General features: G+C 68.1%; 20 protein-coding genes and 5 pseudogenes. 8 read left to right on the forward strand and 17 right to left on the reverse strand.

The window, feature by feature from the left end; translation table 11 throughout:
* Positions 1 to 19: 19 nt before the first annotated feature.
* Together SSOG_RS36735 and SSOG_RS36740 are read right to left on the reverse strand one after the other, a co-directional pair.
* The gene (locus SSOG_RS36735) at positions 20 to 517 is read right to left on the reverse strand and encodes an FBP domain-containing protein (RefSeq protein ID WP_009719344.1); all 498 of its coding nucleotides are present in this window, start codon (positions 515 to 517) and stop codon (positions 20 to 22) included.
* A gap of 53 nt (positions 518 to 570) precedes the next feature.
* Entirely contained in the window at positions 571 to 2,130 is a 1,560-nt protein-coding gene (locus SSOG_RS36740) for an MFS transporter (protein WP_009719345.1), read from the reverse strand.
* Positions 2,131 to 2,873: 743 nt separating this feature from the next.
* Between SSOG_RS36740 and SSOG_RS58630 the strand changes: the two are divergent.
* Positions 2,874 to 3,288, forward strand: a pseudogene (locus SSOG_RS58630) (transposase family protein); the annotation flags it as partial.
* A 100-nt stretch (positions 3,289 to 3,388) separates the two neighbouring features.
* On the opposite strand, the pseudogene SSOG_RS36750 reads toward SSOG_RS58630, so the two are convergent.
* Positions 3,389 to 4,263 (reverse strand): annotated as a pseudogene (locus SSOG_RS36750) (IS1380 family transposase); the annotation flags it as partial.
* A gap of 18 nt (positions 4,264 to 4,281) precedes the next feature.
* Between SSOG_RS36750 and SSOG_RS36755 the strand changes: the two are divergent.
* Positions 4,282 to 4,614 carry a hypothetical protein gene (locus tag SSOG_RS36755; RefSeq protein WP_050800068.1) on the forward strand — a complete coding sequence of 111 codons (333 nt, stop codon included), beginning with the start codon at positions 4,282 to 4,284 and terminating at the stop codon, positions 4,612 to 4,614.
* A gap of 141 nt (positions 4,615 to 4,755) precedes the next feature.
* Here the strand turns inward: SSOG_RS36755 and SSOG_RS36760 are convergent, their stop codons facing one another.
* Both SSOG_RS36760 and SSOG_RS36765 read right to left on the reverse strand, forming a co-directional pair.
* The gene (locus SSOG_RS36760; RefSeq protein WP_009719349.1) at positions 4,756 to 5,433 is read right to left on the reverse strand and encodes a response regulator; all 678 of its coding nucleotides are present in this window, start codon (positions 5,431 to 5,433) and stop codon (positions 4,756 to 4,758) included.
* On the reverse strand, positions 5,434 to 6,618 hold the full coding sequence (locus SSOG_RS36765) for a sensor histidine kinase (protein WP_009719350.1): 1,185 nt from the start codon (positions 6,616 to 6,618) through the stop codon (positions 5,434 to 5,436).
* Between the two features lie 287 nt (positions 6,619 to 6,905).
* On the opposite strand from SSOG_RS36765, the gene SSOG_RS36770 reads away from it, so the two are divergent.
* Positions 6,906 to 8,357: an alpha/beta hydrolase gene (locus SSOG_RS36770; RefSeq protein ID WP_009719351.1), complete on the forward strand. Its 1,452-nt coding sequence runs from the start codon at positions 6,906 to 6,908 to the stop codon at positions 8,355 to 8,357.
* Positions 8,358 to 8,370: 13 nt separating this feature from the next.
* Entirely contained in the window at positions 8,371 to 9,024 is a 654-nt protein-coding gene (locus SSOG_RS36775; protein WP_009719352.1) for a hypothetical protein, read from the forward strand.
* Between the two features lie 89 nt (positions 9,025 to 9,113).
* Here SSOG_RS36775 and SSOG_RS36780 read toward each other — a convergent pair whose 3' ends face one another.
* From SSOG_RS36780 to SSOG_RS36820, 9 genes and pseudogenes are all read right to left on the reverse strand, one after another.
* Positions 9,114 to 9,677 (reverse strand): hypothetical protein, encoded by a 564-nt coding sequence (locus tag SSOG_RS36780; RefSeq protein WP_245606452.1) that lies wholly within the window; start codon positions 9,675 to 9,677, stop codon positions 9,114 to 9,116.
* Between the two features lie 130 nt (positions 9,678 to 9,807).
* Complete coding sequence (locus SSOG_RS36785) at positions 9,808 to 10,764, reverse strand: integrase core domain-containing protein (RefSeq protein ID WP_039939550.1); 957 nt, start codon at positions 10,762 to 10,764, stop codon at positions 9,808 to 9,810.
* Positions 10,765 to 10,918: 154 nt separating this feature from the next.
* The gene (locus SSOG_RS36790) at positions 10,919 to 11,494 is read right to left on the reverse strand and encodes a hypothetical protein (RefSeq protein WP_039939551.1); all 576 of its coding nucleotides are present in this window, start codon (positions 11,492 to 11,494) and stop codon (positions 10,919 to 10,921) included.
* Between the two features lie 222 nt (positions 11,495 to 11,716).
* Positions 11,717 to 12,166: a hypothetical protein gene (locus tag SSOG_RS36795; protein WP_009719356.1), complete on the reverse strand. Its 450-nt coding sequence runs from the start codon at positions 12,164 to 12,166 to the stop codon at positions 11,717 to 11,719.
* On the reverse strand, positions 12,163 to 13,035 hold the full coding sequence (locus SSOG_RS47095; protein ID WP_154686019.1) for a hypothetical protein: 873 nt from the start codon (positions 13,033 to 13,035) through the stop codon (positions 12,163 to 12,165). The genes SSOG_RS36795 and SSOG_RS47095 overlap by 4 nt, the downstream gene beginning before the upstream one ends.
* A 61-nt stretch (positions 13,036 to 13,096) precedes the next feature.
* Positions 13,097 to 14,179, reverse strand: coding sequence for a hypothetical protein (locus tag SSOG_RS52725; RefSeq protein ID WP_009719358.1), 1,083 nt, complete (start codon positions 14,177 to 14,179; stop codon positions 13,097 to 13,099).
* Positions 14,180 to 14,521, reverse strand: coding sequence for a DUF6507 family protein (locus tag SSOG_RS36810; RefSeq protein WP_009719359.1), 342 nt, complete (start codon positions 14,519 to 14,521; stop codon positions 14,180 to 14,182).
* A 445-nt stretch (positions 14,522 to 14,966) separates the two neighbouring features.
* Positions 14,967 to 15,158, reverse strand: a complete 192-nt coding sequence (locus tag SSOG_RS56680) for a hypothetical protein (protein ID WP_009719360.1) — start codon at positions 15,156 to 15,158, stop codon at positions 14,967 to 14,969.
* Positions 15,159 to 15,457: 299 nt separating this feature from the next.
* Positions 15,458 to 16,358: pseudogene (locus SSOG_RS36820) on the reverse strand (integrase); the annotation flags it as partial.
* A 592-nt stretch (positions 16,359 to 16,950) separates the two neighbouring features.
* On the opposite strand from SSOG_RS36820, the gene SSOG_RS36825 reads away from it, so the two are divergent.
* Positions 16,951 to 17,322, forward strand: coding sequence for a hypothetical protein (locus SSOG_RS36825; protein WP_009719362.1), 372 nt, complete (start codon positions 16,951 to 16,953; stop codon positions 17,320 to 17,322).
* A gap of 237 nt (positions 17,323 to 17,559) precedes the next feature.
* Entirely contained in the window at positions 17,560 to 17,757 is a 198-nt protein-coding gene (locus tag SSOG_RS36830) for a hypothetical protein (RefSeq protein ID WP_009719363.1), read from the forward strand.
* Positions 17,758 to 18,373: 616 nt separating this feature from the next.
* Here the strand turns inward: SSOG_RS36830 and SSOG_RS58635 are convergent.
* The gene (locus tag SSOG_RS58635; protein WP_167542441.1) at positions 18,374 to 18,616 is read right to left on the reverse strand and encodes a hypothetical protein; all 243 of its coding nucleotides are present in this window, start codon (positions 18,614 to 18,616) and stop codon (positions 18,374 to 18,376) included.
* Between the two features lie 495 nt (positions 18,617 to 19,111).
* Between SSOG_RS58635 and SSOG_RS36835 the strand changes: the two genes are divergently transcribed.
* Positions 19,112 to 22,084 carry a hypothetical protein gene (locus tag SSOG_RS36835; protein ID WP_009719365.1) on the forward strand — a complete coding sequence of 991 codons (2,973 nt, stop codon included), beginning with the start codon at positions 19,112 to 19,114 and terminating at the stop codon, positions 22,082 to 22,084.
* 133 nt (positions 22,085 to 22,217) lie between these two features.
* Here the strand turns inward: SSOG_RS36835 and SSOG_RS47765 are convergent.
* Positions 22,218 to 23,315 (reverse strand): annotated as a pseudogene (locus tag SSOG_RS47765) (integrase core domain-containing protein).
* Positions 23,316 to 23,812: 497 nt separating this feature from the next.
* On the opposite strand from SSOG_RS47765, the pseudogene SSOG_RS51560 reads away from it, so the two are divergent.
* Positions 23,813 to 23,938, forward strand: a pseudogene (locus SSOG_RS51560) (IS5-like element IS4811 family transposase); the annotation flags it as partial.
* An 87-nt stretch (positions 23,939 to 24,025) separates the two neighbouring features.
* Here the strand turns inward: SSOG_RS51560 and SSOG_RS54255 are convergent.
* Entirely contained in the window at positions 24,026 to 24,226 is a 201-nt protein-coding gene (locus SSOG_RS54255; RefSeq protein WP_208867400.1) for a hypothetical protein, read from the reverse strand.
* Positions 24,227 to 24,305: the final 79 nt, after the last annotated feature.

A 24,305-nucleotide genomic window follows, 5' to 3' on the forward strand; every position in this document is an offset into this window, starting at 1 on the left:
CGTCGAGCCCCTGTCGGCCTCAGTGGAAGACCCGCTCCACGAACGCGTCGAGGTTGCCGCGCAGGCGCTCGATCTGCTGCTCGACCGTGAGGGACTCCTCGATGCGCCCGCCCGGTGCCGCCTTCTTCCTGCCCCGTACGTACAACGAGCAGTCCAGGTCGGCGCAGATGTAGAGGCCCACCGAGTTGCCTTCGCGGCCGGCCGGGCCTGCCTTGGGGGCGGTCATGAGGGAGATGCCGCTGCCGGGATGCGTGGTCAGGCACGGCGAGCACAGGCTGCGGCGCAGGAAGCCGCGGTTGCCGGAAGCGGAGCGGAGGGACAGGCCGACGAGTTCATCGGCGCGTTCGATGATGAGATACCTGCGATCGGGCGCGGACAGATCGAACCAGCCCAGGAAGTCCAGGTCGTCCCAGTGGTCGAGGTCCGCCAGGTTCTTGGGCAGGGGGAGGCGTTTGGCCTCGCCCTTCGAGCAGTTGACGAACGAGGTACGGATGTCGTGCTCGGTCAGGGGTTTCATGGAGGATCCTTCGAGGGGTGAGGTGGGCGGTGGCGGGACTCGACCCCGGCTCGCTAGGCCGGTGCGTGGTTTCCGGCGTGCTTCGGCGTCTTGTGCCGTACGGTGAGGCCCGCTACCAGGGCGGCGAGCAGCAGGACGCCCGCCGAGCACCAGTAGGCGACGGAGAAGCCGTGCACCATGCCTTCGTTGAGGGTCGCGCGGCCGTGGGCCGGATCGTGCACGTGCGAGTGGACGTAACGGCTGGTGGCGCCGGTGGCGATGGTATTGAGCAGTACGGTGCCCAGCGAAGCGCCCATCTGCTGAATGGTGTTGAGGGCAGCCGAGGCCACACCGGCGTCCTGTGCGGGCACGCCGGCGGTGGCCGTCGCGTAGACCGGCATGAAGGTCAGGCCCATGCCCAGACCGAGCAGCAGCAGGGCGGGCAGCACGTGCGGGACGTACTGCGCGTGCACGGTCAGGCTGCTGAGCAGCACCATGCCGGCGGCGGCCAGCACCATGCCGGACGACATCAAGGTGCGCGGCGCCGTGCGTGGCAGCAGGCGGGCCGCGATCTGGGTCGCGCCGATGACGATGCCAGCCGAAATCGGCACGAAGGCCAGGCCCGTCCGCACCGGCGGGTAGCCGAGGACGACCTGCAGGTAGTACGTCAGGAACAGGAAGACACCGAACATGCCGATAGTCGCCAAGCCCATCGTCGCGAGCGATCCGGCCCGGACACGGTCCTTGACGATGCGCAGCGGCAGTAGCGGGCTCGCCGCGCGGCTCTGCCACCACACGAAGGCGACGAGCAAGATCACGCCGGCGGCGAGCAGCGTGAGCACCGACGGGCTGGTCCAGCCGCGAGGTTCGGCCTCGCTGAAGCCGTATACGAGGGCGACGAGCCCGCCGCAGCCCAGCAGCGCGCCCGGCACGTCCAGGTGCCCGCCCCGGCGGCCGGAGCGGTCGCGCAGGAAGGCCGGTGCGCCGAGCAGGGCGGCCAGCGCGATGGGCACGTTGACGTACAGGGACCAGCGCCAGTTCAGGTACTCGGTCAGCAGACCGCCCACGATCAGCCCGACCGCGCTGCCGCCGCCGGCCAGCGCACCGTAGACCCCGAACGCCCTGGCCCGCTCCTTGGGGTCGGTGAACGTCGTCGTCAGCAGCGACAGGGCCGAGGGCGCCAGGACCGCCGCGAACGCACCTTGCAGGGCCCGCGCCGCGAACAGCATCCCGGGACCGGTCGCCGCGCCGCCCAGCGCGGAGGCCGCGGCGAACCCGGCCAGGCCGATGACGAAGGTGCGCTTGCGGCCCACCAGATCGGCGATCCGGCCGCCGAGCAGCAACAGCCCGCCGAAGGCCAGCGTGTAGGCGGTGATCACCCACTGCCGGTCGGCGTCCGACATACCGAGAGCGCGCTGGGCGGAGGGCAGCGCGATGTTCACGATGGTGCCGTCAAGGATCACCATCAGCTGGGCGAGGGCGATGACGGCCAGCGCCCACCAGCGCTTCGGATCCGGTGCCGGTGCCGGTGCCGGTGCCGGAGTCGCGGCGGGAACCTCGCGGTCCGGGGAACGGTCGGTGGCCGTGGAAGGGGCGGACGGGAGGGATTCCCCTCCAGGACGTTTCTTGCTCATGGCGATCACGCACGTTTCGTGTCGAAGTGCTGTCGAGACAGCCGGCCAGGGACGGTCGCAGTGGTGACGACGGGCCGGTGTACGCAGCACGGGGACACGGCATGGCGGTGGGCAGCGGGAACCGCGGACAGCACCCGGGGCCTGCCTCACCAGCTGCGTGTCACTCACGCCGGCGCTCTTGCTGGTCGTGAGGCGGAGAGTGCCGAGATCACGGTGACCAGCAAAAGAAGGGCCCGTCTTCGGGCACGCGCCCCCGCGGCCCGCGCTGCGACGAACCGCGCAGGCCAGGACATCTCGTGACGCGGCATCTCAGGAAGATGCCGAAGACAAGAGACAAGAAGGGGGAAGAGTTACCGCGCGCCGCAGAGGAGGGAGGGCACACGGCCGGAGGCAACTATGGCCGCAACGCATTCGGCACGGTCCATGTCTCTCGCCTCCTTCCGGGCAGGGCACGCGGTGCGTGTCGACGCCGAGCGCGCCGAGCGGGGCGGCAGAGAACCTGCCGCGCGAAATCCCGGACAGGATAGCCGATCGACGCCACCGCGCGACCGGAATTGCCGACCGCCCGCACACAGGCGGGAAGCCGTTGACGATGTCTGACAGCTGCTGGTGCAGCCCCGACACGTATGCGGCCTGGCCACCGCGGGGCTTGATGTCCAGCACGACCCAGGTGCCGAGTAGTCCTGCTGCTCTCGCTCGACCAGAGCGCGGCGTTCCTCTGGGGTGACGTCGTCAGACAGGACGTCGACGAACGCGAAGTGCTCCAGGCCATGCTCGACGTCGATGAAGACCTGGTCGCCGACCGGCCCGGACTGCTGATCATCGCGGACAAGGGCTTCGCCTCCAAGGAGTTCGAGAACCTGGTCATGCGTGGGGCCGAACTGCTGCGGCCCTCGTTCAAGCGGGGAAGAAGCGCATGGGCGAGGGCCTGCTCAAGTCGGTGCGGCAGCTGATCGAGTCCGTGAGCGACACCCTCAAGGGGCAGTAGGACCTGGAGCAGCACGGCGGACGGACCTTCGAGGGCGTCGCCGTCCGTGTCGCCCAGCGCATCCTCGCCATGGCCGCCGCTATCTGGCGCAGGCCATGGCCGCCGCTATCTGGCGCAACCACAAGACCGGCGCCCCGAGCACGCGGTCGCTGGTCGCATTCGATCACTGAATACATCGGACTTTTGAGTGCCCGGCTGTCGCGTCGGGTGTGCGCCGGGTTCCACGACTCCGGTGGGCTGGTGCTGCTCGCAGGGACGGGAAGGTGCTGGTCAGCCAGGGTTCGGGAGGGCGGGGAGGGCGTGGAGCCGGTCCAGGGCATCGGTGATCACGTCGGTCCAGGGCCAGTGCTGGGCAAGGCGGAGGTAGCGGCGGCCAGTGGTGACGAGCTGGGCGGCGGTGGAGAGCAGCCGCAGGCGGCGGGGCTCCCAGAGCCGGGCGGCGCCGGTCAGGGCGAGCAGAGGCATCCAGGCCAGCAGGTCCAGGGCGATCTGGACGATCTCCAGCCAGACCTGGTTCTGCGCGGCGTCATGGAGGGGGAGGTTGCGCAGGCCGGTGGCGCGGGCGGCGCGGATGCGGTCCTCGGCACGGGCCCGCTGGCGGTGGCGCAATTCGAGGGCGGCGATTGCCTCGCTGGCCGTGTTGGTGGCAAAGCAGGTCAGCCGCATGCCGTCAGCGTCGGTGAAGCGCAACTGGGCGCCGGGGTGCGGCCGTTCCTTGCGCACGATCAGCCGCAGCCCTTCGGCCAGCCGGTCAGGCAGTCGCCGGCGAGTTCGGCGACCCAGGCGCCGTCGCGGATCTCGCCGTCGGGTTCCACGGCCGGTGTCCAGGCCGAGGCCGGGACCTTCAGGACGGCTTGGTGGATGGCATCGGTGATGGTCATCCCGACCGAGTACGACAGCCACCGCCCACGCTTGGTGAGCCAGGCGACGAACTCGTGGGTGCCGCCGCCGGAGTCGGTACGGATCAGCGTCTGCCGCCCCCGCCGGAGCCGCTTCGGCAGCTGGGCCAGGGCCGGCCTGGTGGCCTCGATGTGGTCGGCGGCGGTGTTGGAGCCCGCGTTGCCGGGCCGCAGCAGGCCCACCACCGGCTCACCGGACCCGCCGCGGCCGTGGTCGACGACCGTTGCAGTACTAGGGCCGATGCCGAGGAAGCCCAGCACCAGATGATCGAGGCTTCCTGGCGTGAGCGCGCGCTGAACACCGAAGATGCCCTCAAAGCCGCCCACGCCGAGATCGCCAACCAGCGCGAGCGCATCGCCGAACTCCTGGGCCAGATCGCCGAGCTGCAGCAGGACTGGACAGATGCCGACGTCGTACGCATCACCACCGCCAACGTGGCCCTGCGCCGTGAGATCAGCGCGTTGACGAACGACAACGAACGCTTCAGCAAGCGCCTCACGGCCGCCCGAGACAACGCTCGCTTCGCCGACCGGCGCATCGCTGCACTGGAGGCCAGCATCGCCGAGCAGCTCATGGCGCCGCCCGCCGACGGCTGAGAACGGCACGTCGCACCAGATGGTGCCCACGGCCCCGTCCGCCCGCGTAACCGCGCGGGCGGACGGGGCCGGCGCCTCACGCTGCCGGAGCGCATGAACATGCACGCTTCCGTGGTTCGCAGACGGCCGGCCACAGGCTGGTCATTCCTCTGCGTCGCGGACCAGGAGTGCGATCTGCACCCGGTTGTCGACCGTCAGCTTGGCGAACAGGCTGCCTGTGTGCGCCTTGACGGTCGCGATGCTGATGTGCAGCCGCTGGGCGATCTCTGGGTTGCCCAGTCCGTCCGCGATGGCCCGAGCGGTGTCGAGTTCTCGTTCGGTCAGGGTGGACAGCTGTTTCCGTGCGGCTTCGCGGGATGAGCTGCGAGCGTGAGAGGACTGCGGGCCGGTGGCTGCGGCGATCACCCGTGCCGTGGCTGCTGGAGACAGCACGGGGTTGCCGTCCGCGACTGTCCGCACCGCGTCGAGGATCTGCGGCGGTTGGGTGTCTTTGAGTACGAACCCGAGGGCTCCGGCGCGCAGGGCGCCGAGCACCAGATCGTCGGAGTCGAAGGTGGTCAGCATGAGCACCCGCGGCGGCGCCGGCCGGGTGAGGAGTTCCCGGGTCGTGCTGAGACCGTCGCGGCCGGGCATGCGCACGTCCATCAGGACGACGTCCGGCCGCTGCTCGTCCACCACGGTGAGCGCGGCGTCCCCGTCGGCCGCCTCCGCGACGACGGTCAGGTCCGGTTCGCCGTCGATGACGAGCCGCAGCGCCATTCGCACCAGCTGTTCGTCGTCGACGATGACGACGCGCACCGGCTCCCGCTCGCTGTCCACTCAGGTTCTCTTTTCGTGGGTGGGGTCCGGCCAGGGTAGTTGTGCGGTCAGGAGGTATCCGTTGTCGGGTGTGGGGTGGTGGTTGAGTTCTCCGCCGGCGAGGTTGACTCGTTCGGTGAGGCCGAGCAGGCCGAATCCCGATGCCGGTGATTGTGCGTTTTTTGTGGTCCCCGGGGAGTTGCGGACGCTGACGTTGAGTTTGTCGCCGGCCGTCCCTTCGAGGGTGATGTGTACGTGTGTGCCCGGGGCGTGTTTGGCGGCGTTGGTCAGTCCTTCCTGGACGATCCGGTAGCAGGTTCGTCCGACGACGTCGGACGGTTGTCCCGCCACGGTTGTGGTGAGCGTGACGTCCAGTCCGGAGGTGCGGGCGTCGGCCACCAGTTCGGGGATGCGGTCGAGGGAGGGTTGGAGTGGTTCCGGACGGCCCGAGTCGACCCGGAGCACACCGAGGACATCCCGTAGTTCTTCCAGGGCTTGGTGGGAGCCGTCGGCGATGCCGCGGACCAGCACGCGGTTTTCCTCTGCTGTGAGGTCGCTGCGGTGGTCCAGCACTCCGGCCTGCATGGCGACCAGGGAGATCCGGTGCGCGAGCACGTCGTGCATCTCGCGGGCGATCCTGTTGCGTTCCAGAGCCCGTGCCTGCGCCGCTCGCGCGGTCTGCTCCCGTTCCGCGCTCTCCGCCCGCTCCCGCAAGGACCGCACTTCGACACGCCGCGCGCCGACGGCCATGCCCACGGCCACCGCGATGCCCGCGGTCAGTGCCGGGAACGCGAGCTGAAACCACAACGAGCCGGGCGGGCTCCGGACCGGGTGGAGCCCGACGGCGAACTGTGACGCGGTCACGTAGGCCAGCCCGACGACCCCGATCTCCATCGGACGGCGACGGGTGGCGAGCGAGGCCAGCGCCAGCAGCGCAGCGCCGGTAGCGAGTGCCGACGCGGGCGAGGCGATCGCGACCGTCATGGCGACGGCGAGCGGGAACCGCCGTCGCCACACAAGCGCCGTCAGGCAGCCGAGAGCCACCAGCGGATCACCGGTGACGAACCAGGAACACGTATCGGTCGCGCACCCACGCGGCAGCAGCACACCGAGGGAGAGCCAGGTCGGTATGCCCACTGCCGCAGCCGCCACCAGCCGCCAGGTCTGCTGCCATCCCCCGAGCCGTGGCGCGACGTCTGTATACACCTGGCCATTGTCGCGAAGCCGTACGGCCGTTGGGTCAGACCGGGGGCTGATGTGTCCTTAGACCAGAGTCGAACCACCGTCTCGACTCTGGTCGAAGGCGATCCGAGCCGCCGGGCCGATGTGCCGGCGGCGCCGCACGGACAGACTCGTCGAGGCGGTCGGGATGGTGATCACAGCACTGTCCGCCCCAGCGGTGATCGCCCTCGGCGATCCCCCGCGGGGCCGTCCCGAGCACGCCCGTTCCGGCGCCCCCGTGCGCCCCCATGCACCCCTCAGGAGGACATCAGATGCACCGAACCTTGTCCCTAGCCCTCGCCGCCACCGCGGTGGCGGCGGCGACCGCGATGCCGGGAGTGTCTGAGGCGGCGACGCCGGACACCGTGCGGTGGGGCCCGTGCTCGGAGAAGGCCGCCTTGCCCCGTCTGGAGTGCTCGACGCTCGAAGTCCCCCTGGACTACCGGGATCCGGACGGCCGGCAGATAGAGATCGCGATCTCCCGGCTGGCGAGCAAGGAACCCTCGCAGCGCCGCGGCGTGCTGCTGACCAATCCGGGCGGCCCTGGCATCGCGGGACTCGGCTACCCGGCCGTTCTCGCCGGCTCAGGGCTGCCGCAGGAGGTGCTGGACTCCTACGACGTGATCGGCTTCGACCCGCGTGGCGTCGGCCGCAGCACGCCGGTGACCTGCGATCTGACGCCGGAGCAGCAGGCACGCGGCAACGTCGCGCCGTACGCGCACACCGCGGCCGATGTCGCGCGGGAGGCGGGGAACGCGCGGATCGTCGCCGAGCAGTGCGCCACCTCGCGGACGGCGTGGATGCTGCCGTACACCACCACCGCGAACATCGCGCGCGACATGGACCGGATCCGGGCGGCGCTGGGCGAGCCGACGCTCTCGTACCTCGGTGCCTCCTACGGCAGCTACCTCGGTGCGGTGTACACGACGATGTTCCCGAAGCGCAGCGACCGGGTCGTGCTCGACAGCAATCCGGGCCCCGGCGGCTACGACGTCACGGCCATGCGGTTGCTCGCCCGTGGAATGGAGGACCGGTTCCCGGACTTCGCGGCGTTCGCGGCCGCGCACCCCGAGTACGGTCTGGGCACCACACCGGAGCAGGTGAGGGCGAAGTTCTTCGATCTCGCCAAGCGGCTGGAAGCGAAACCGGTCCACGGCTTCGATGGGACGTCGTTCCGATGGATGACGTTCGAGGGCCTCTACAGCGATGCGGGCATGCCCCTGGTGGCCAAGACCTGGCAGGCACTCGACACGAACCAGCCGCCGCCCAGCCCGCCGTTTCCGAACATGGAGAGCCTCATGTCCGCCCGCTTTTCAGTGATATGCGGCGACGATCGCTGGCCGGAGACGGTCCGGGAGTATCAGCGCAACGTCGCGGTCGACCGGCTGAAATACCCCATGCTGGGCGGGTCCACGGCCAGCATCGGACCGTGCGCCTTCTGGCCGGACAAGCGGGTCGAATCGCCGGTGCGCATTGGTGACCGGGGCCCGTCGAACGTGCTCATGGCGCAGAACGAACGCGACCCGGGGACACCGCTGGCCGGCGCCCAGAAGCTGCGGCGGGCGTTCGGGAAGCGGGCCACGATGGTGACGGCCGACCAGGGCGGGCACGGCGTCTATCCGTCCGGCCCCAACGCCTGCGCGAACGACGCGGTGACCGCGTTCCTGACCACCGGGCAACGCCCGCCGCAGGACCTCGCCTGCGCAGCCGAACCCAGCAAGTAACAGGAGTGCGGGCATGCTCAAGGAACGGCGGCACCGTCGGGCCGTGCAGCGGGTCAAGCCCGGGGACGGGCGACCGTTGAAGCCTTTCCGCTGGTGGCAGATGCTCACCCGCGCACTGTTCCATCTTCGGCTGACGGACGATGCCGGCCGACAGATGGTCTACGCCGTCGACGTCAGGCACCAGAATCAGTCGGAGGGCTACGTCAAGGCCCACCTGTACCTCGACGGCAGGCATCACGCCGAGTCCAAAGTCCCTGCCGTCTTCCCCGTCCAGGGCGGCACCGTCGAAGTAAGGACGAGCGCCTTCGGGCTCAAGCGCTGCCACTACGTCACCGCCGAGGGGGCCGAGCACCAACTCGTCCCGGACCCCGCCTCCGCAGAAGGGCGCCGCGCGCGCCTCGACCGCGCGCACCCCGCACTGAGCCGCTGGATCGGTTTCCTCTCGTCGATCGTGCTCGTCATCGGCCTGGTTCTCCTGATCCTTCAGCTCGCCGAACAGGTCACCCGGGCGCCGGAGGGCGTCGCCCAGTACGTCGGGACCTTCACCTCGCCCATTGATCTATCGGCATGGGGCAACGTCGTGGTCGGGCTCGTTACTGTGGCAGCCAGCACGGAGCGGGCGCTGCGGCTGCGCTACAACTGGCTGCTCGACGGCGGGGCGGGCTGACCCGCTTCTTCGGACCGGTCGTTATGAGAGTCATTCCGTCGCTATGACGACCGCGATTTCAGCGGCCGAGGACTTGAGCACGGAGAACTTCACCTTTCAGGAGTCTGCTGGTCGCACGACGCACCGACGAGGACGCCCGATCGAGTGGAACGACGCAGAAGGGCGGGCGTCATCGCGAACATGTCCGCTACGTTGAGAGGGATCCGCGGACGGCGGCGTTCGTCGAGGGTGACGTGGACCTGGAGGTGTCCGGGATTGCTGCGCCGGATCGGGGTGGGGGCGGAGAGGCGGTAGTCGGTCAGCAGCCGCCGGTGCAGCAGGGCCGCGGCGGGGACGGGGTCGGCGGGGACGGCGATGCCGCGCGGGGCTTTGAGGCCCGTCACGTGCTGGTGGCTGGTGTTGGCGGGCAGCATCGGCAGCGCCAAGTACTCGCCGGGGCGGTGGGGGCGGGGCATAACGTACAGCTGCAGGCCCCAGTGGTGGGTGAGCACGCTGCGCTGGATGTTGTCCGTTTCGAACGCGGCGTATGGCAGGGGGCCGCTGTCCCAGATCAGGTCGCTGGCCGGGTCGGTGGCGATGGGCACCGTGGCCAGGTCGGGCTGCCGGCCGGGCAGGCGGTTGGCGAGTGCGCGGGTGAACTCCGTTATGTGCAAGGGCGATTCCTCAACCGGCGAGGCGTCGGGGCGGCTGGTCGCGACGGGGTCATGCATGGGCGTCGGTGCGCCGGCAGGTGTAGCCGATCAGTGTCGACTTTGTCCTTGCCGGAAACCTCATCTGTGCAGGTCACGCTGCATGTCGGTACTCGTGGAGGATGCCGTCGAGGCGATCGTGTCGGCGTATGTCGAGGCGGGTTAACGCGTTGGGATCGTCGATTGGCGGGGGCAAGGGGTGCAGCGGTCTGGCGTTGGCGATGCCCTGGTGTGGTCGGTGTCCGTTGTAGTACCGCTCGAACTCGCGCAGGGTGTGGAGGAGATGTCGCTGGTTCCAGATCAACGTCCGGTCCAGGAGCTCGCGGCGACAGGTCTGTATCCAGCGCTCCATGATCGAGTTCATTCGTGGCATCTGGATGCCGCTGAGCACGACGTCGATCCCCGCGTCCTTGAGGACGGCATCGAACAGTTCGGGGAACTTCCCGTCCCTGTCCCGGATCATGAACCGTGCGCGGTAGCCGAGGTCTTCGAGGTCCATGGCGAGGTTCTTCGCCGCTTGCGCTATCCAGGAGGCGCTCGGATGCGCGGTGGCGCCCAGGACGCGGATCCGGCGACTGCGGTGTTGGATCACCAGGAGCACGTGCATCCGTATCCCCGACAGGGTGACTGTTTCCATGAAGTCGCAGGCCAGCAGGGCATCAGCCTGGTTTCGGAGGAAGGTGGCCCAGGTACTGGAGTTCTGCTCGGGCGCCGGGGCGATGCCTGCGTCCTTCAGGATTTCCCAGACAGTGGAGGTGCCCACCTTCACCCCCAGTACGAGCAGCTCGCCGTGCAGGCGTCTGTACTCCCAGCTCGGGTTCTCCTTCGCCAGGCGCAGCACCAGGATGCGGATCGAGCGCACCGTGCGTGGTCGTCCTGGGCGTTTGGGTCGGCAGGAGGCGGCATGGCGGCGTTTGACGAGGTTGCGGTGCCAACGCAGTATCGTGTCGGGGCGTACAAGCAGCTGTAACTGTCGCAGGACGTGCATCGGCAGCAGGCGCAGCATCGCGAACGCGTTCGACACACCCAGGTAAGTCAGTCGCAGCAGCACGATCGATCATCATGACCCGCTGACGGCAGCTGCGCGAGAGCGCCAACTCGAGCGACCCGGCCAGTTTTCGGGAAGCCCCATGCACAGGCTCCCACCAGGACGGATGAGGTTTCCGGCAAGGGCAGTACGGGCTCGGGCAGCTGGGAAGCAGTACTCAGCCGGGGAAGCTGCGCAGGAGCAGGCGCCACGCCGCGGTCGACGAGACCGGCGTCAGGGTGGCCGTCCGGGCGTCCGCCCCGGTCACGGCCCACAGCCCGTCGGCGGTGTCGAGGACCCGCAGGGTGCCCGTGCAGGTGTTGCCCGACGCATCGGGCCACCGCGTCGCCGCCTCCCACCACCGCGCGCCGTCCGCGGTGGACGCGCCGACCGCCGCCAGCACCCGGAGCCCGGCCGGCGGACCGTCGTGCGGCGCGGCACCGGACAGCTCCTCGGGTGCGGCACCGAACAGGCCGTCGACCTCGGCGGCAGGCAGCGGCACCGGCACCGCGCCGGGCACCGGCCGCGGCCCGAGCCCGACGACCCGGGCCACCGCGGCCGGCACCGAAACGGGCACCAGGCAGGCCAATTCCACCAGGCCGTCCGGGGCGTCTTGCGCCTTCGAGGTGTCCGGGGGCTCCGGCGTGTCCGGGACCTCGGGGGCGTCCAGGAGCAGTGCCGCGGACTCGGCGCCCAGCCAGCCGACGCCGTGCACACCGCTGCCGTCCACCGCGGCACCACGGACGGACACCATGCACACGGGGTCGGCGATGGCTTCCGCCAGCGGCGCGACGGCCGGGGCGCCAGGTCAACTGGTCGGACGACACCGCGAGCAGCGCCCGCAGCCCCGCGCCGTCGGCCCGCTCGCCCTCCGCCCAGTCGTAAAAGGCCTCGAACAGCTCCGGGGACAGCCGCAGCCGCCCGCTGTCACGGTCGAAGTACGCAGTGGCCGTGCCGGCCGTACCGGCCCTACCGGTCACGCGGCCCCCTCCCGGAGCCGGAAGCGGCCCGCGACCGAGGCGAACAGCTCCGCCTTCGCGTCGTAGTCGAAGGTTGCGGCCGAGGCGGTCACGGTGAAGCCGCGCCGCCCGCTCGTCCACGCCCACTGTTCCGCGGTGATGGCCCCGGCCTCGGGGAGAACATGGTGGAAGAGCCGCCGCGTACCGGAGCCCGCAGGCTGCTCGTCCAGCAGCAAGTAGTCCTGGAGGTGGTCCGTCAGCGTCTGGCCCACGATCCGCTGCCACTGGTGCCCGTCGGCGACGTCCTCGGCCGTGACGACGACGTTCGCACGGAACGCCGCGCCGTCGCCCGGCTCCACCGCGATCAGGGCGACCGGCGGCCCCGGTGACTCGACCTGCTCCCAGTGCGCCGGCAGCGCGATGCGGAACTCCCGCTCCTCGTAAGGGCGCAGTTCGGTACTGGTCATGTGAGCTGCCCCGCCTGCTCCTTGATGAACGCGGCCACCTGCGGTGCCCTGCCCCTGGCCACGTCGAATACGTGGGCGTCGCTCGCGGTCCGCACGACCAGCCGGCGGAAGGGCGACCGCATCCAGAACCCCCGGCGCCGGCGGCCGTCCGCGCCCGCCCGCGCGGGCACCACCTCGACCCCGGTGATCTCCCCCGCGGGAACCGTCACCACAGTCGTCTTCCCGCGCAGCGAGTCCTCGCGCTTGGTGGCGGCAAAGCCGAGGCCCTGCGGGTACCAGGCCAACGTGCCCTCGACGGTTCCCTTGCGGGCCAACGCGTGATCCTGCTCGTCGGTGTCCGGATCACGCACCCACCCGCCCTTCCACTGCACCACGGGCTCGGCCACATGCCCGAACTCCCGCCGGACCTCTTCCTGGCTGAGCACGGCGGGGGGCGGCGCGGCGTAGGACTCGGTCAAGGTCGCCAGAGCGTCCTGCGGCTGCCTTCCCTTGCGGTCTTTCTTGTGCTCGCCCTTGCGGAACCATCGGGGGCCCCACCATTTCGGGGGGTCCTTCACGCCGATGAAAATCAGCACGAGGCAGAAAACGCTGACCAGGCCGAAAGGGAGGGCGATCACCATGGGGAGTCCGAAGAACGCAGCCGCCCCCACTCCGAAAAACGGGAATGCGAAGGCAGGGATACCGATGAGCGCGAGGGCGGGGCCGCGATTGATGGCTGCCCAGGCCCGAGCCGACGGTGTCCGGCCTGCCCAGCACCAGGCGAAATATGTGATCCCCACGCCACCGGTGATGGTGAAGAGCAGTCCGCTGATGCCCCAGGATTTGCCGTACTCGGCTTCCAGATAACCACCGAGGAACATCAAAGCCATCACGACGACGGGTGACCGGGGCGAGAAGACCGAGGGGGTTCGCTGTCGTGCCATCGCGCTATCACTTTCCAATCAAGCTGTTGAACCCGTCCGCGATCTTGCTGCCGACCCCGGAACCGGCCGCGGCACCGACGAGGCCGCCGACCACCGCGCCCACCGGCGCGCCGACTCCGCCGAACGCGGCACCCACCGCGGCACCGCCCGCAGCTCCGGCTTCCGCGCCACCCCACGCGCCGAGGGTCGCCCCGGTGGCTTTGGCCCCGGTGCGGGCGACACGCTTCCCGGTCGACATGTTGGGGTCCTGGGAGTCCTGGCCCCACTGACTCAGCCCTGAAGTGACGGCAGTGAGCCCCAGGCTCGCCCGGCCGCCCCACTTGCCGACGGTCAGCCACTTGCTCCGGCTTGCGGCGGCATAGGACTTGGCCTCCCAGTTACTGCTCCACATACGCCGGAAGGTGTTCTTCCACAGTGGTTCGTTCTTCCACGGCAGAAAGCGTCCACTACCGTTCTGCCACGGCAGATAGCCGGCTCTGGGGGCAAATTTGCCGTGCCTGTAGTAGCTCGCCCACGACACACTGGCACCGAGCCCAGTCGTCCCGAAACCACCCCACCCCAGGTACTGGCGCCCCTGCTCGGCCCAATTCGTGCCGGCGCCGTCGTTCGTCGCGTTGATCTTGTCCACCGCGGTCTGGCGCGCCTCGTCATGGGCGGCGGTCTTGATGCGTACGGCCGAGGCGATGCGGTCGTTCTCCTCGACCAGGTGCGGCTTGTTCCGCCAGCCTTCTCCCAGCGGCTTGGCCTGGGCGACGAGGCTCTCGGCGTCTCGCTTCAGCTGCTGGAGCGACTTCTTGACCGGCGCGCCGGCGTGGGCGTACTCCTGCAGAGCATCGGCGGCGGTCCGGGCGGCCTCGGCGAGCTTGCTCGCCTGCTGCTTCACGGGCACTGCCTTCTCGGCGAGGAACGCACCGTGCGGCGCACCGTAGTTCAGCGCAATGCCCTCGGCCCACGAAACATCGATTTCCCCGCCGCGGCGCTCCAGCCCGGAGGCGTTATAGCGAATTTTCTTGACCGCCGCCCCCAGATCATCGAAGTGGACGTCGTCCAGCGTCGGAATTTCCTCGGGATCGACCAGTGCATCCGTCATTCACCGACCACCCGGCCCGAGCCAGCCGGTTTCCGGGGAGTTCGTCCGGTCGATTCCCTGATGCGCGTTCCCCCGCATTTCGTGATCCCCGTCGTCGAATATGCCGGTCGCCTCGGCGGCGCCGTCCACCGTGCGCGTCACCCGGGACGACATGATGCCGGTCTTCTGCTGGACGTCTCCCGAGAGCCTGGTCAGGGCGCCGGCGACGGGAGCGTCGCTCGCCAGCCCCGCTTCGTCGAGGGCGTCGAGCAGCATCCGGACGTCCGTGTCGATGTCGTCGCCCTGCCTGGTGGCCTTCCGGCCCGTCTCATGCATCCCGGTCGGCGAAATGTCGAATTTCATGACTCGCCCTCAGCGAATTCCGTTCGACGCACTCTCGAATAGCCGTGCGCCAACGATTCGCTCCCCCGGCATCCCGCGGCCGCCCTCGGCAGCGGCAGGGACCGGCCGGCAGAGCGCGGACAGCGTCTCGCTTCTCCGGTTGAATTCGAGGCTCACCCCGTTGTCCTCTCGCTCGGGTATACGGATGCGTCCACCCGCACCGACCCCAGTGAACCCGACCGCGCGGCGCCCGGACAACCCCGGCCCGAAGGGCGCGCCTGCTATTGCCGGGGATGTCGGACACCGCCGGATGAAGTGCCCTGCGGACCCTGGACTACCGTCTCCAGCGGGTGCGGCGGCTCACCGATGTCGATCCCGGGTCCGCCCGTGGCGTCCGCATCCTGAGCGCCGTGGCCGCCAGGGACTCCTCCGGCGCCTGGACGACATGAGCCCGTTGCGCCGAGCCTCAGAGCTCGCAGTTGATCTCGACTTCGGCATCACGCCGGTCGATCCCGGGACCGCCGTTGGCGGCGTCGTAGCCGGGGCCGCCGACCAGGGTGTCGTTGCCGGAGTGTGAGGCGTTGTCGGGGCTGTCGCCGAAGAGGTAGTCGTTCCCGGTGCCGCCCGTGATGTTGTCGTTGCCGTTCTGGCCGCTCACGCCGAGCGGCGCCGGTGGCGGCCGCGGTGCAGGCCAGCAGCGCGGTGAGGCGTCTGATCCCGTGCCGGGGCATTCGGTGTTCCTCCTCGGAAAGGGTCGAGGAGCCTGAAGAAGGCGGCGTATGGGGACAACGGAGGCTCCCGCGGACTTCCAGCCGTAGCCCGAGCGGACCCTGTCCGTTCGGGCGCCTGCTGGCCGAAGCTGGACCGGGTCCCGGGTATGCGCGACAGGGCAGGCCGGGCCGCTGCAGACTGGTTCGCGTGAAGATGCCCTGAGTTGAGTGCAGTTGCTGCCATCGGCAGGATGCCGCCGAGGCGATCGTGTCGGCGTACGTCGAGGCGGGGTATCGCGTCCGGGTCGTCGATCGGCGAGGGCAAGGGGTGCAGCGGTCTGCGTTGGTGATGCCTTGGTGCGGTCGGTGGAAGTTGTAGAACTGCTCCAACTCGCGCAGCGTCCCCGCGTCCTTGAGGACGGCATCGAACAGGTCGGGGAATTTCCCGTCTCTGTCCCGGATCATGAACCGTGCCCGGCAGCCGAGTCTTCGGGGTCCATGACGAGGTTCTTCGCCGCTTGCGCTATCCAGGAGGCGGTGGGATGCGTGGTGGCGCCCAGGACGCGGATCCGGCGACTGCGGTGTTGGATCACCACGAGCACGTGCATCGGCATCCCCGGCAGGGTGACTGTTTCCATGAAGTCGCAGGCCAGCAGGGCATCAGCCTGGCCGCGAAGGAAGGTGGCCCAGGTACTGGAGTTCCGCTCGGGTGCTGGGTCGATGCCAGCCTCCCTCAGGATTTCCCAGACGGTGGACGCGCCCACTTTCACCCCCAGCACAAGCAGTTCGCCGTGTAGGCCTCTGTACCCCCAGCTCGGGTTCTCTTTCGCCAGGCGCAGTACCAGGGTGCGGATGGAGCGCACGGTGCGTGGTCGTCCCGGGCGTTTGGGTCGGCAGGAAGAGGCGTGGCGGCGTTTGACGAGGTCGCGGTGCCAACGCAGCACCGTGTCGGGGCGGACGCGTAGCCGTAATCTTCGCAGGGCGTGGGGTGGCAGCCGGTGCAGCAGCGCCGCCAGGAACGCTCGATCGCTCAGTGTGAACCGGATCTTGCCCTTGCCGAGTTGGCGTTCCAGCACGGTGATCTGGTGGCGCAGGGCGAGGATTTCCGCGTCCTTGTCCCGGTCGGTCATCGGCAGCAGGCGGAGCATCGCGAGAGCGCCAACTCGAGCGGCTGCGGTCAGATTTCGGGAAGCTCGATGCACCGGCTCCCACCAGGACGGATGAGGTTTCCCGCAAGGGCAGGCATGGTGAAGACCCACCGCGGTTCCGGCGACGGCGCGCGTGACGGTGGCTCGGCAGCCTCCCCGCCAGAGTGCCGCAAGCGGCCGAAAAGAAGCAGGGAATCAAGGTCGCCTTGATCCGGCGGCCAAGCCCGTGGCGCCGGGAGCAGTCGGCAGGATGTGCAGGGCCCGCACAGCAGCGGGCCGCCGACGAGCCGCGAGTTGTGTTGGCGTTGCAGGTTTCGGGCTCACCGAGCTTCGGCAGTGGCCGTGGACGTCCTGGACCAGCGGCTCGGCCGCGCGGCTGCGGCACGTTAGCCACACGGCAGCGAACGTTAGGTGCCGGTTAGTCAGTCATTACTGCCATCAGGCAAGGTGGGAATTGAGTTCACCAGGTCAGCAGCCGTTCTGGCCAGTGCCGCGGCGGCCACCGCCATCGGCATGGGGTCGGCGCAGGCGGGTGCGGCTTCGGTGTCTGCTCAAAACGGATACATCCACTTTCCGACACGATGGAGATGCTGTGAGTAACCACTTCGCTCGGCGTATCGCTTTCGGTGCGATGAGTCTGGCTGGTATTGCCAGCGCGGTCGCCGTGACCGCTCCAGCCGCCTCGGCCGCGCCGGCGGCCGACGGTAAGGTGCGTGTCTGCAACCACGCGAGTGGCTACCGTTCGTTCGTCGCCTTCACCACGAGGAAGCACACGACCGCGGTCGGTCCTGGCCACTGCTCTGCTTGGCGGCCTTCGATCAAGGTCGGCGAATTGGCGTATGTCCAGGGCCTAAAGAAGGGCGACGCTTTCCAGATGGGGTCGTACAAGGTGCCCACTGGTAGCTATCAGGTGGACACCCGCGGAACCCCCGGAACCGCGACGTTCCGCATCGTCCACAAGTAATCCACTGCCCGACAGTCGGAACACCGTCCTGCCGGGTACGTACCCGGCAGGACAGTTTCGGTCGTGGTGCCGTCTGCCAACAGGTCCTGCGCAGATTCGACCTGGAACACTGCGCCTGCCGAAAAACCCGTCCGCCCTGGTGGGAGGTGCTGTGCGAGGGTGTAGGGCGTCTCGTTGGAAGGCGCTCGCCCCGTGCCGTCGCGCGGCTATCGAGGCGTTGCGGGATGATGGTCGACCGTGCTGTCGCGACTGGGCTACCTGGCTGTGACCCACGCGTTCGCCGCGCTGCGGCTGCTACCGATGAGCGACCGCGGCAAGGACGCGGAGATCTTTGCCCTGCGCCTGAAGGGTGTCAATATTCCGATCAGGCCGCTGAGCTGGGCGTTTCCTGTGGACGGTAAGGCGGCCGGGGTGGCGTCGGGTGGTACTCGTTGAGCAGTCCGCCGAGCACTTGGCGGCGCCTGACCGTGGCTGCGGACAGGAGGATGACGTTCGGGTCGTCGTCTGGGGCACGTAGGTCCAGGCCGCGGTGGGCTCGTCCGGCGTTGTAGTGCTCGGCGTACGTGGTGAGGACCGTACGCAGGAGTCGTTCGCCGGTGATGAGGAGTCGTCGGTGCATTCGGTGCGGGCTGTGCGTATCCAACGTTCCGCGTAGGCGTTGGACCGTGGGCTTTGTGGTGGAGTCGGGATGACGGCTGTGCCGTTGCCGGCGAAGACGGCGTTGAATGCGGCGGTGAACTTGCTGTCCCGGTCCCGGATGAGGAACCGGAAGCACCCAGCCCTGTCGCCGAGGTCCATGAGCAGGTTGCGGGCGAGTTGCGTGACCCATGCACCGGTCGGGTGGGCGGTGACGCCCAGGACGCGCCGGATCGTCGCGGCGGCGACCCGATGGCCAAGCCTCGGAGTTCGCCTTGGATTCTGACGTATCCCCAGGTGGGGTTCTCTCTCGCCAGGCGCTGGATGAGCGCGACTGTCTCTTCCGGTAACGGTGGCCGACCGGATCTGACCGCCGTCTGCCGCCACTTCCAGCGCACGAGACGACGGTGCCCGATCAGCAGCGTGCCTGGGGTGACAGCCGATGGCGACGTAAGACGGGTGGCAGGTGCTTGGCGAGAGCGGTGAGCACGGCACGATCAGCCCATGAGAGCCGTGGCCGCTCGACCTGCCGACGCAGCACAGCGACCTCATGACGAAGGGCAAGGATCTCGGCGTTCTTCGCGGCGGTCGAGCGGCCCACCAGGAGGAGGCAGCTCAGTAGTCGGCAGAAGATCAGGTAGAGCAGTCGCAGATCCACGATCACTGATCATGCCCATACTCGGGCGATCGCAAAGCCCCAGGTCAACCACAGTAGGGCAATAAAAGACACCCTTCAGGAGCATCGCGAACGCGTTCGTCACACCCAGGTAAGCCAGTCGCAGTAGCACGATCGATCATCATGGCGCGCTGACGGAAGCTGAGCGAGAGCGCCAAATCGAGCGACTGCGGCCAGATTTCTGGAAGCTCGATGCACCGGCTCCCACCAGGACGGATGAGGTTTCCCGGCAAGGGCAGCGATGTAGTCGATACCGATGTTGCCCAGAAGCCGGCAGCATCCTGCGACGGCCACCTCGGCTTCCAAGCGCCTTCCCGCCGGTGAGGGTGCCCCCAGGCGGCCTCAATTGCCGTGAGTGCACAGGGATTGACGTAGAAATCGCTTACTGCGTACGGTCCTTCCGGAATTGCGGACACCTTTCGGTATTTCGAACGTCTGGCGTCGGTGCGCGCTACGAGAAGAAGGAGTCGGGGCGGGATGGGCACACAGCGAAGACTCGGCTGGATGTCGTTTGTCGCGGCAACCACCATGGCACTCGCGGCCGGAGTGATCACCGCCCCCGCTGGCCACGCCGCGGACGATCCGGTAGAGGTCGTGGTCAACGGGGACGACGTTCGCGCCGACAACGTGAACGGTCTGACCTACAAGGGTCTCGGCGTGCTCAGCTGCAACAGCACGAGCAACCTCCTGATGGACTACAAGGCGGAGCACCCCGGCCGGTACTGGCAGCTCATCCGAGTGCTGTTCGGTGGAAAGAACCCGCTGATCAACCATGTCAAGATCGAGATGGGTTCGGACACGAACACGTCGACCGGTTCCGATCCGGCGACCATGCGCACAGCGGAGGAACTCGCCGACGCGTCGCGTTCCCCGGGCTTCCAACTGGCAGCGGACGCCAAACAGGTCAACCCGAAGCTCAAGGTCTCGATTCTCCGCTGGGTCATGCCCCAATGGGTTCAGAACGAATGGAACAAGGGCGCCGGCGCCGACGAGATGTACAAGTGGTACAAGGAGACGATCCTCGACGCCTACGAGAAATACGGGTACATGGTCGACTACGTCGACCCGGACACGAACGAGACGCGGGATCCGAACGAGGCCTTCATCAAGTGGTACAAGAACGCGATTCTGGCCGACACGGACTTCGCTGATCCCCGCTACGGCATCCCGGCGGCGGAGCGCGAGAAGGCCGAGAAGGCCTACCACGACATCAAGATCATCGCCGCCGACGAGAACAACACCCTGAATATCGGGCCGTCCATGCTCAGCGATGCGGAACTCTTCGGCATCGTCGACGCGGTCGGCTACCACTACACCACCGAGGACCGGCACGACGGGGCCGCCGGCAGTGACACCGACTTGCCGTACACCAGGCTGGCGACCGGTGAGAACAAGTACGACGAGGACAAGGAAGTCTGGTACAGCGAGGGAACCGCCTCCTTCGGCTACACCGACTACCGCGTCAACAACACCGAGGGCGCGAACGGAACGAGCACCGGCATCGGCGGCGTCCAAAGTGCCCTCGATCTCGCGAACCGCTCTGTCAAGAGCTACGCCAACTCGAAGCGGACGCACTACATCTTCCAGCCGGCGATCGGCTCCTTCTACGAAGGCGCTCAGTACAGCCACAAGGAACTCGTCAGCGCGCGTGACCCGTGGTCGGGCTACCTCCACTACGACGCGGCCCTCTATGTGATGCAGCACTTCACCCAGTTCGCGAGGACCGGCTGGGAGAACGACACGAACACGGCGGGCATCTGGCGCACCGTGCCGGAGGCCAGTTACAGCGGGGTGAGCGGCACCGTCGACCTCGACGGCTCCAACGGGGCCCCCAGTTATATGACGCTCGCGGATCCCCGTAAGAAGGATTTTTCGACGATCGTCGTCAACGACAGCGACCAGCCCAAGACCTACCGGATCAAACCCCAGAACATGCGACTCGGTTCCGACCCGACCATGGAGACCTGGGAAACCCGCGGGCCGGACGCGGGCCGGCCCTACGACGCGAACTTCAAGCGCCTCGTCGACGAGATCCGGCCCGGCGGTGACGGGTATTACACCTACACGGTCAAGCCGCGGTCGATCGTGACCTTGACGACGCTCGACAAGAGCCACGACAAGGCGACGAAGCAACGCCTGCCCGAGTCCCGGGACCGTACGGTGCTGGACACCGACGCGACCGGCAAGAAGCACAACACCCGCGACAACGTCCTGTACGCCGACGACTTCGGGTACGAGGAGGAGGGCAAGGTCCGGGTCGGCACCGGCAACGGCGCGCACAAGGCGTCCCAGCCCTACCTGAGGTCGCGCGGCAATCAGCCTCGCTACATGGTCGACCAGACCGGCGCCTGGGAGGTCGGTGAGGACACCAGCGGCAACAATGTCCTGTACCAGTACATGGACCAGTCCATGAAGGACACCGGCGCCTGGAACCGCAACACCCCGAACACGACGGTCGGCGACTTCCGCTGGGAGAACTACCGGGCCACGGTCGACGTCTCGTTCCCGGACCCGGACGGCGGACTCGCCGCCCTGGGCGTCCGCCAGCAGAAGGGCATGGCGATCAGCGACGCCGCCTACAACGTGCGCATCAAACCGACCGGCGCCTGGACGTTCTACGAATACGGCACGGCCGTGGCGTCGGGAACGGTCGCGGCATCCGACAGCTACCGCCTCGCCATCGAGGCGAAGGGCGCGACGATCACGACCTACATCGACGGCAAAGCCGTCTCCACGTACCAGGACCCGACTCCGCAGGCCGAAGGCCGCGTCAAGCTCGGCACCGACTTCCACAAGACGGCGTTCGACAATCTGAAGGTCGAGAAGATCGACGGGTACACGCCCTACGCCCGCGCACAGCTCGACAACATGGACAGCTCGGTCACGTACGGCGGGACGTGGAACAGGAACGCCGCTCTCGGCGACGCGATGGACTGGTACCGGTCGACGTCGACCAGCACGACCGCCGGCGCGTCGTTCACCGTCCCGTTCACCGGCGCGGGCATCGATGTCATCGGCGGCAACAACGGCACCGCCGTCCTCGACGTCTACGTCGACGGGAAGCTGATCGCACGGGACGCGAAGACGGCCGCGACCGACAAGCGCCTCGCGACATACGCGCTCCGCGGTCTGCCCGACGGCGCGCACACGGCGAGGTTCGTCCTCAAGTCCGGAAAGATCGTTCTCGATGCGTTCAACGCCATCTCCGGGGACGTGGACAGTACTGTGGACACGACACCGATCCGAGGCGCCCTGGAGAAGATCGGACGTCCGGCGCGGGCGGACTACACGGCCGACTCCTGGGCCCTGTTCGACTCCGCGTCGTCGGCGGCGAAGGCTGCCGTGGCGGGACAGAAGGGCCTTGACGCGATCGGCGTCGAGCAGATCACGGACAGGCTCGAAGAGGCTCACGACCGGCTGGTGCGCAAGGACGGCACCGCCGCCCAGTAGGCGCCCTGGACCCGCAGGCCCAGTGCGTTCACCGTCAATGATCAAGGGGCCGTATCGGATTCCTCCATACGGCCCCTTGCCTGGGCGATCGGCGAGAGGGATGCTGCGCTTGCCGAATACACGTCCGTGCAGGTCACGCCGCATTCCGGTACTCGTGGAGGATGCCGCCGAGGCGATCGCGCCGACGTATGTTGAGGCGGGCTAACGTGTCCGGGTCATCGATCGGCGGGGGCAAGGGGTGCAGCAGTCTGGCGTTCGCGATGCCCTGGTGTGGTCGGTGTCCGTTGTAGAACTGCTCGAACTCGCGCAGGGTGTGGAGAAGGTGCCGCTGGTTCCAGATCAACGTCCGGTCCAAGAGCTCGCGGCGACAGGTCTGTATCCACCTTTCAATGATCGAGTTCATCCTTGGCATCTGGATGCCGCTGAGGACGACGTCGATCCCCGCGTCGTTGAGGACGGCATCGAAGAGGGCGGGGAACTTCCCGTCCCTGTCCCGGATCATGAACCGTGCGCGGTAGCCGAGGCTTCGGGGTCCATGACGAGGTTTTTCGCCGCTTGCGCTATCCAGGAGGCGGTGGGATGCGTGGTGGCGCCCAGGACGCGGATCCGGCGACTGCCGTGTTCGATCACCACGAGCACGTACGTCCGTATCCCCGACAGGGTGACTGTTTCCAGGAAGTCGCAGGCCAGCAGGGCATCAGCCTGGTTGCGAAGGAAGGTGGCCCAGGTACGGGAGTTCCGCTCGGGTGCTGGGTCGATGCCGGCCTCTTTCAAGATCTCCCAGACGGTGGACGCGCCCACGTTCACCCCCCAGCACGAGCAGCTCGCCGTGCAGGCGTCGGTATCCCCAGCTGGGGTTCTCCTTTGCCAGGCGCAGTACCAGGGTGCGGATGGTGCGCACGGTGCGTGGTCGTCCTGGGCGTTTGGGTCGGCAGGAGGCGGCATGGCGGCGCGCGATGAGGGTGCGGTGCCAACGCAGCACCGTGGCGGGGCGTACAAGCAGCCGTAACTGTCGCAGGACGTGCGGTGGCAGCCGGTGCAGGAGCGCTGCCAGGAATGCTCGATCGCTGGGCGTGAACCGGATCTTGTCCTTGCCGAGTTGGCGTTCCAGCACGGTGATCTGGTGGCGCAGGGCGAGGATCTCAGCGTCCTTGTCCCGGTCGGTCATTGGCAGCAGGCGAAGCATTGCGAACGCGTTCGTCACGCCGAGGTAAGCCAGTCGCAGCAGCACGGTCGATCATCTTGCCGCGGTGAGCGCCAGCCTCGCGAGAGCGCCTGTTTTGGCGACTTCGCCGGTCGACCTCCGGTACACCGCGCGCACCACCTCCCAACAGGGCGGATGACATTTTCGGCAAGCGCAGGCATGAAGACGCGCCGCCGGCACGTCCGTATCTGCAAGCAGACGAAGGACGTCAGCTTCACGCGAGAGCAGCCCCAGCGAGGCCTTCAAGAAGAACGGCTTGACGAACGACCGAAGCACAAGGGAGTACGGCTCCCCATTCCCCTCGACATCGAGGCGACGCATCCATGATGTCCAGCCCCTCGCAGCCTTGTCACAGCACAGACCCGGTCTCCGGGGCCCAGGCTCCGCTCCACCCACGCCCGGGTATTGGACCAGCCCAGGTCATCGACATCAGCCTGAACAACCGCCGTACTCTCGCCCTCAGCCATGACGACAGCCTATTGATCACGAAGGCGCGGACCGCGGTGAGCGTTCAAACAGACACTGAGAGGTCGCTGGCCTGGATCATGCACGCCCGCCGTCACGCCCGGGACTACGAACGGCTCGTCCAGCACTCCGAGAGCCTGATCACCTGGGCCGCCATCACCCTGATGACCAGGCGCCTCACGCGGCGCCGTCAGGTGAAGCCGCTGGCGCCGCCCTTGCCAGCACAAGCAACCTGACCACAGCGCTCCCGAGCGAACCGTCTTACGGAGAGCTCAAACGGACTGCCGCGAACGCCGAACCGCCGGGAAAGTAATACCCAAAACTCCGCCTACGCCACTGCCCAGCACCAGACCGATCCCTATGTTGTCGAAGACAGACAGCCCGAGAACGACCCCAATCGGAACGCCCACCAGCATGCCTACAACAAACCCTGTGGCAGTAGATGGCGTCCCGCCTTCGTCATTGTTTGTCACACGCTCATTGTGCCGAGCACCATGAGAAGCGGGTCCGTCACCGTCCCGATAGGGCCAACCTCCGAACACAGGTACTTAC

It is taken from the genome of Streptomyces himastatinicus ATCC 53653 (assembly GCF_000158915.1).
In the GTDB taxonomy this organism is placed as follows: domain Bacteria; phylum Actinomycetota; class Actinomycetes; order Streptomycetales; family Streptomycetaceae; genus Streptomyces; species Streptomyces himastatinicus.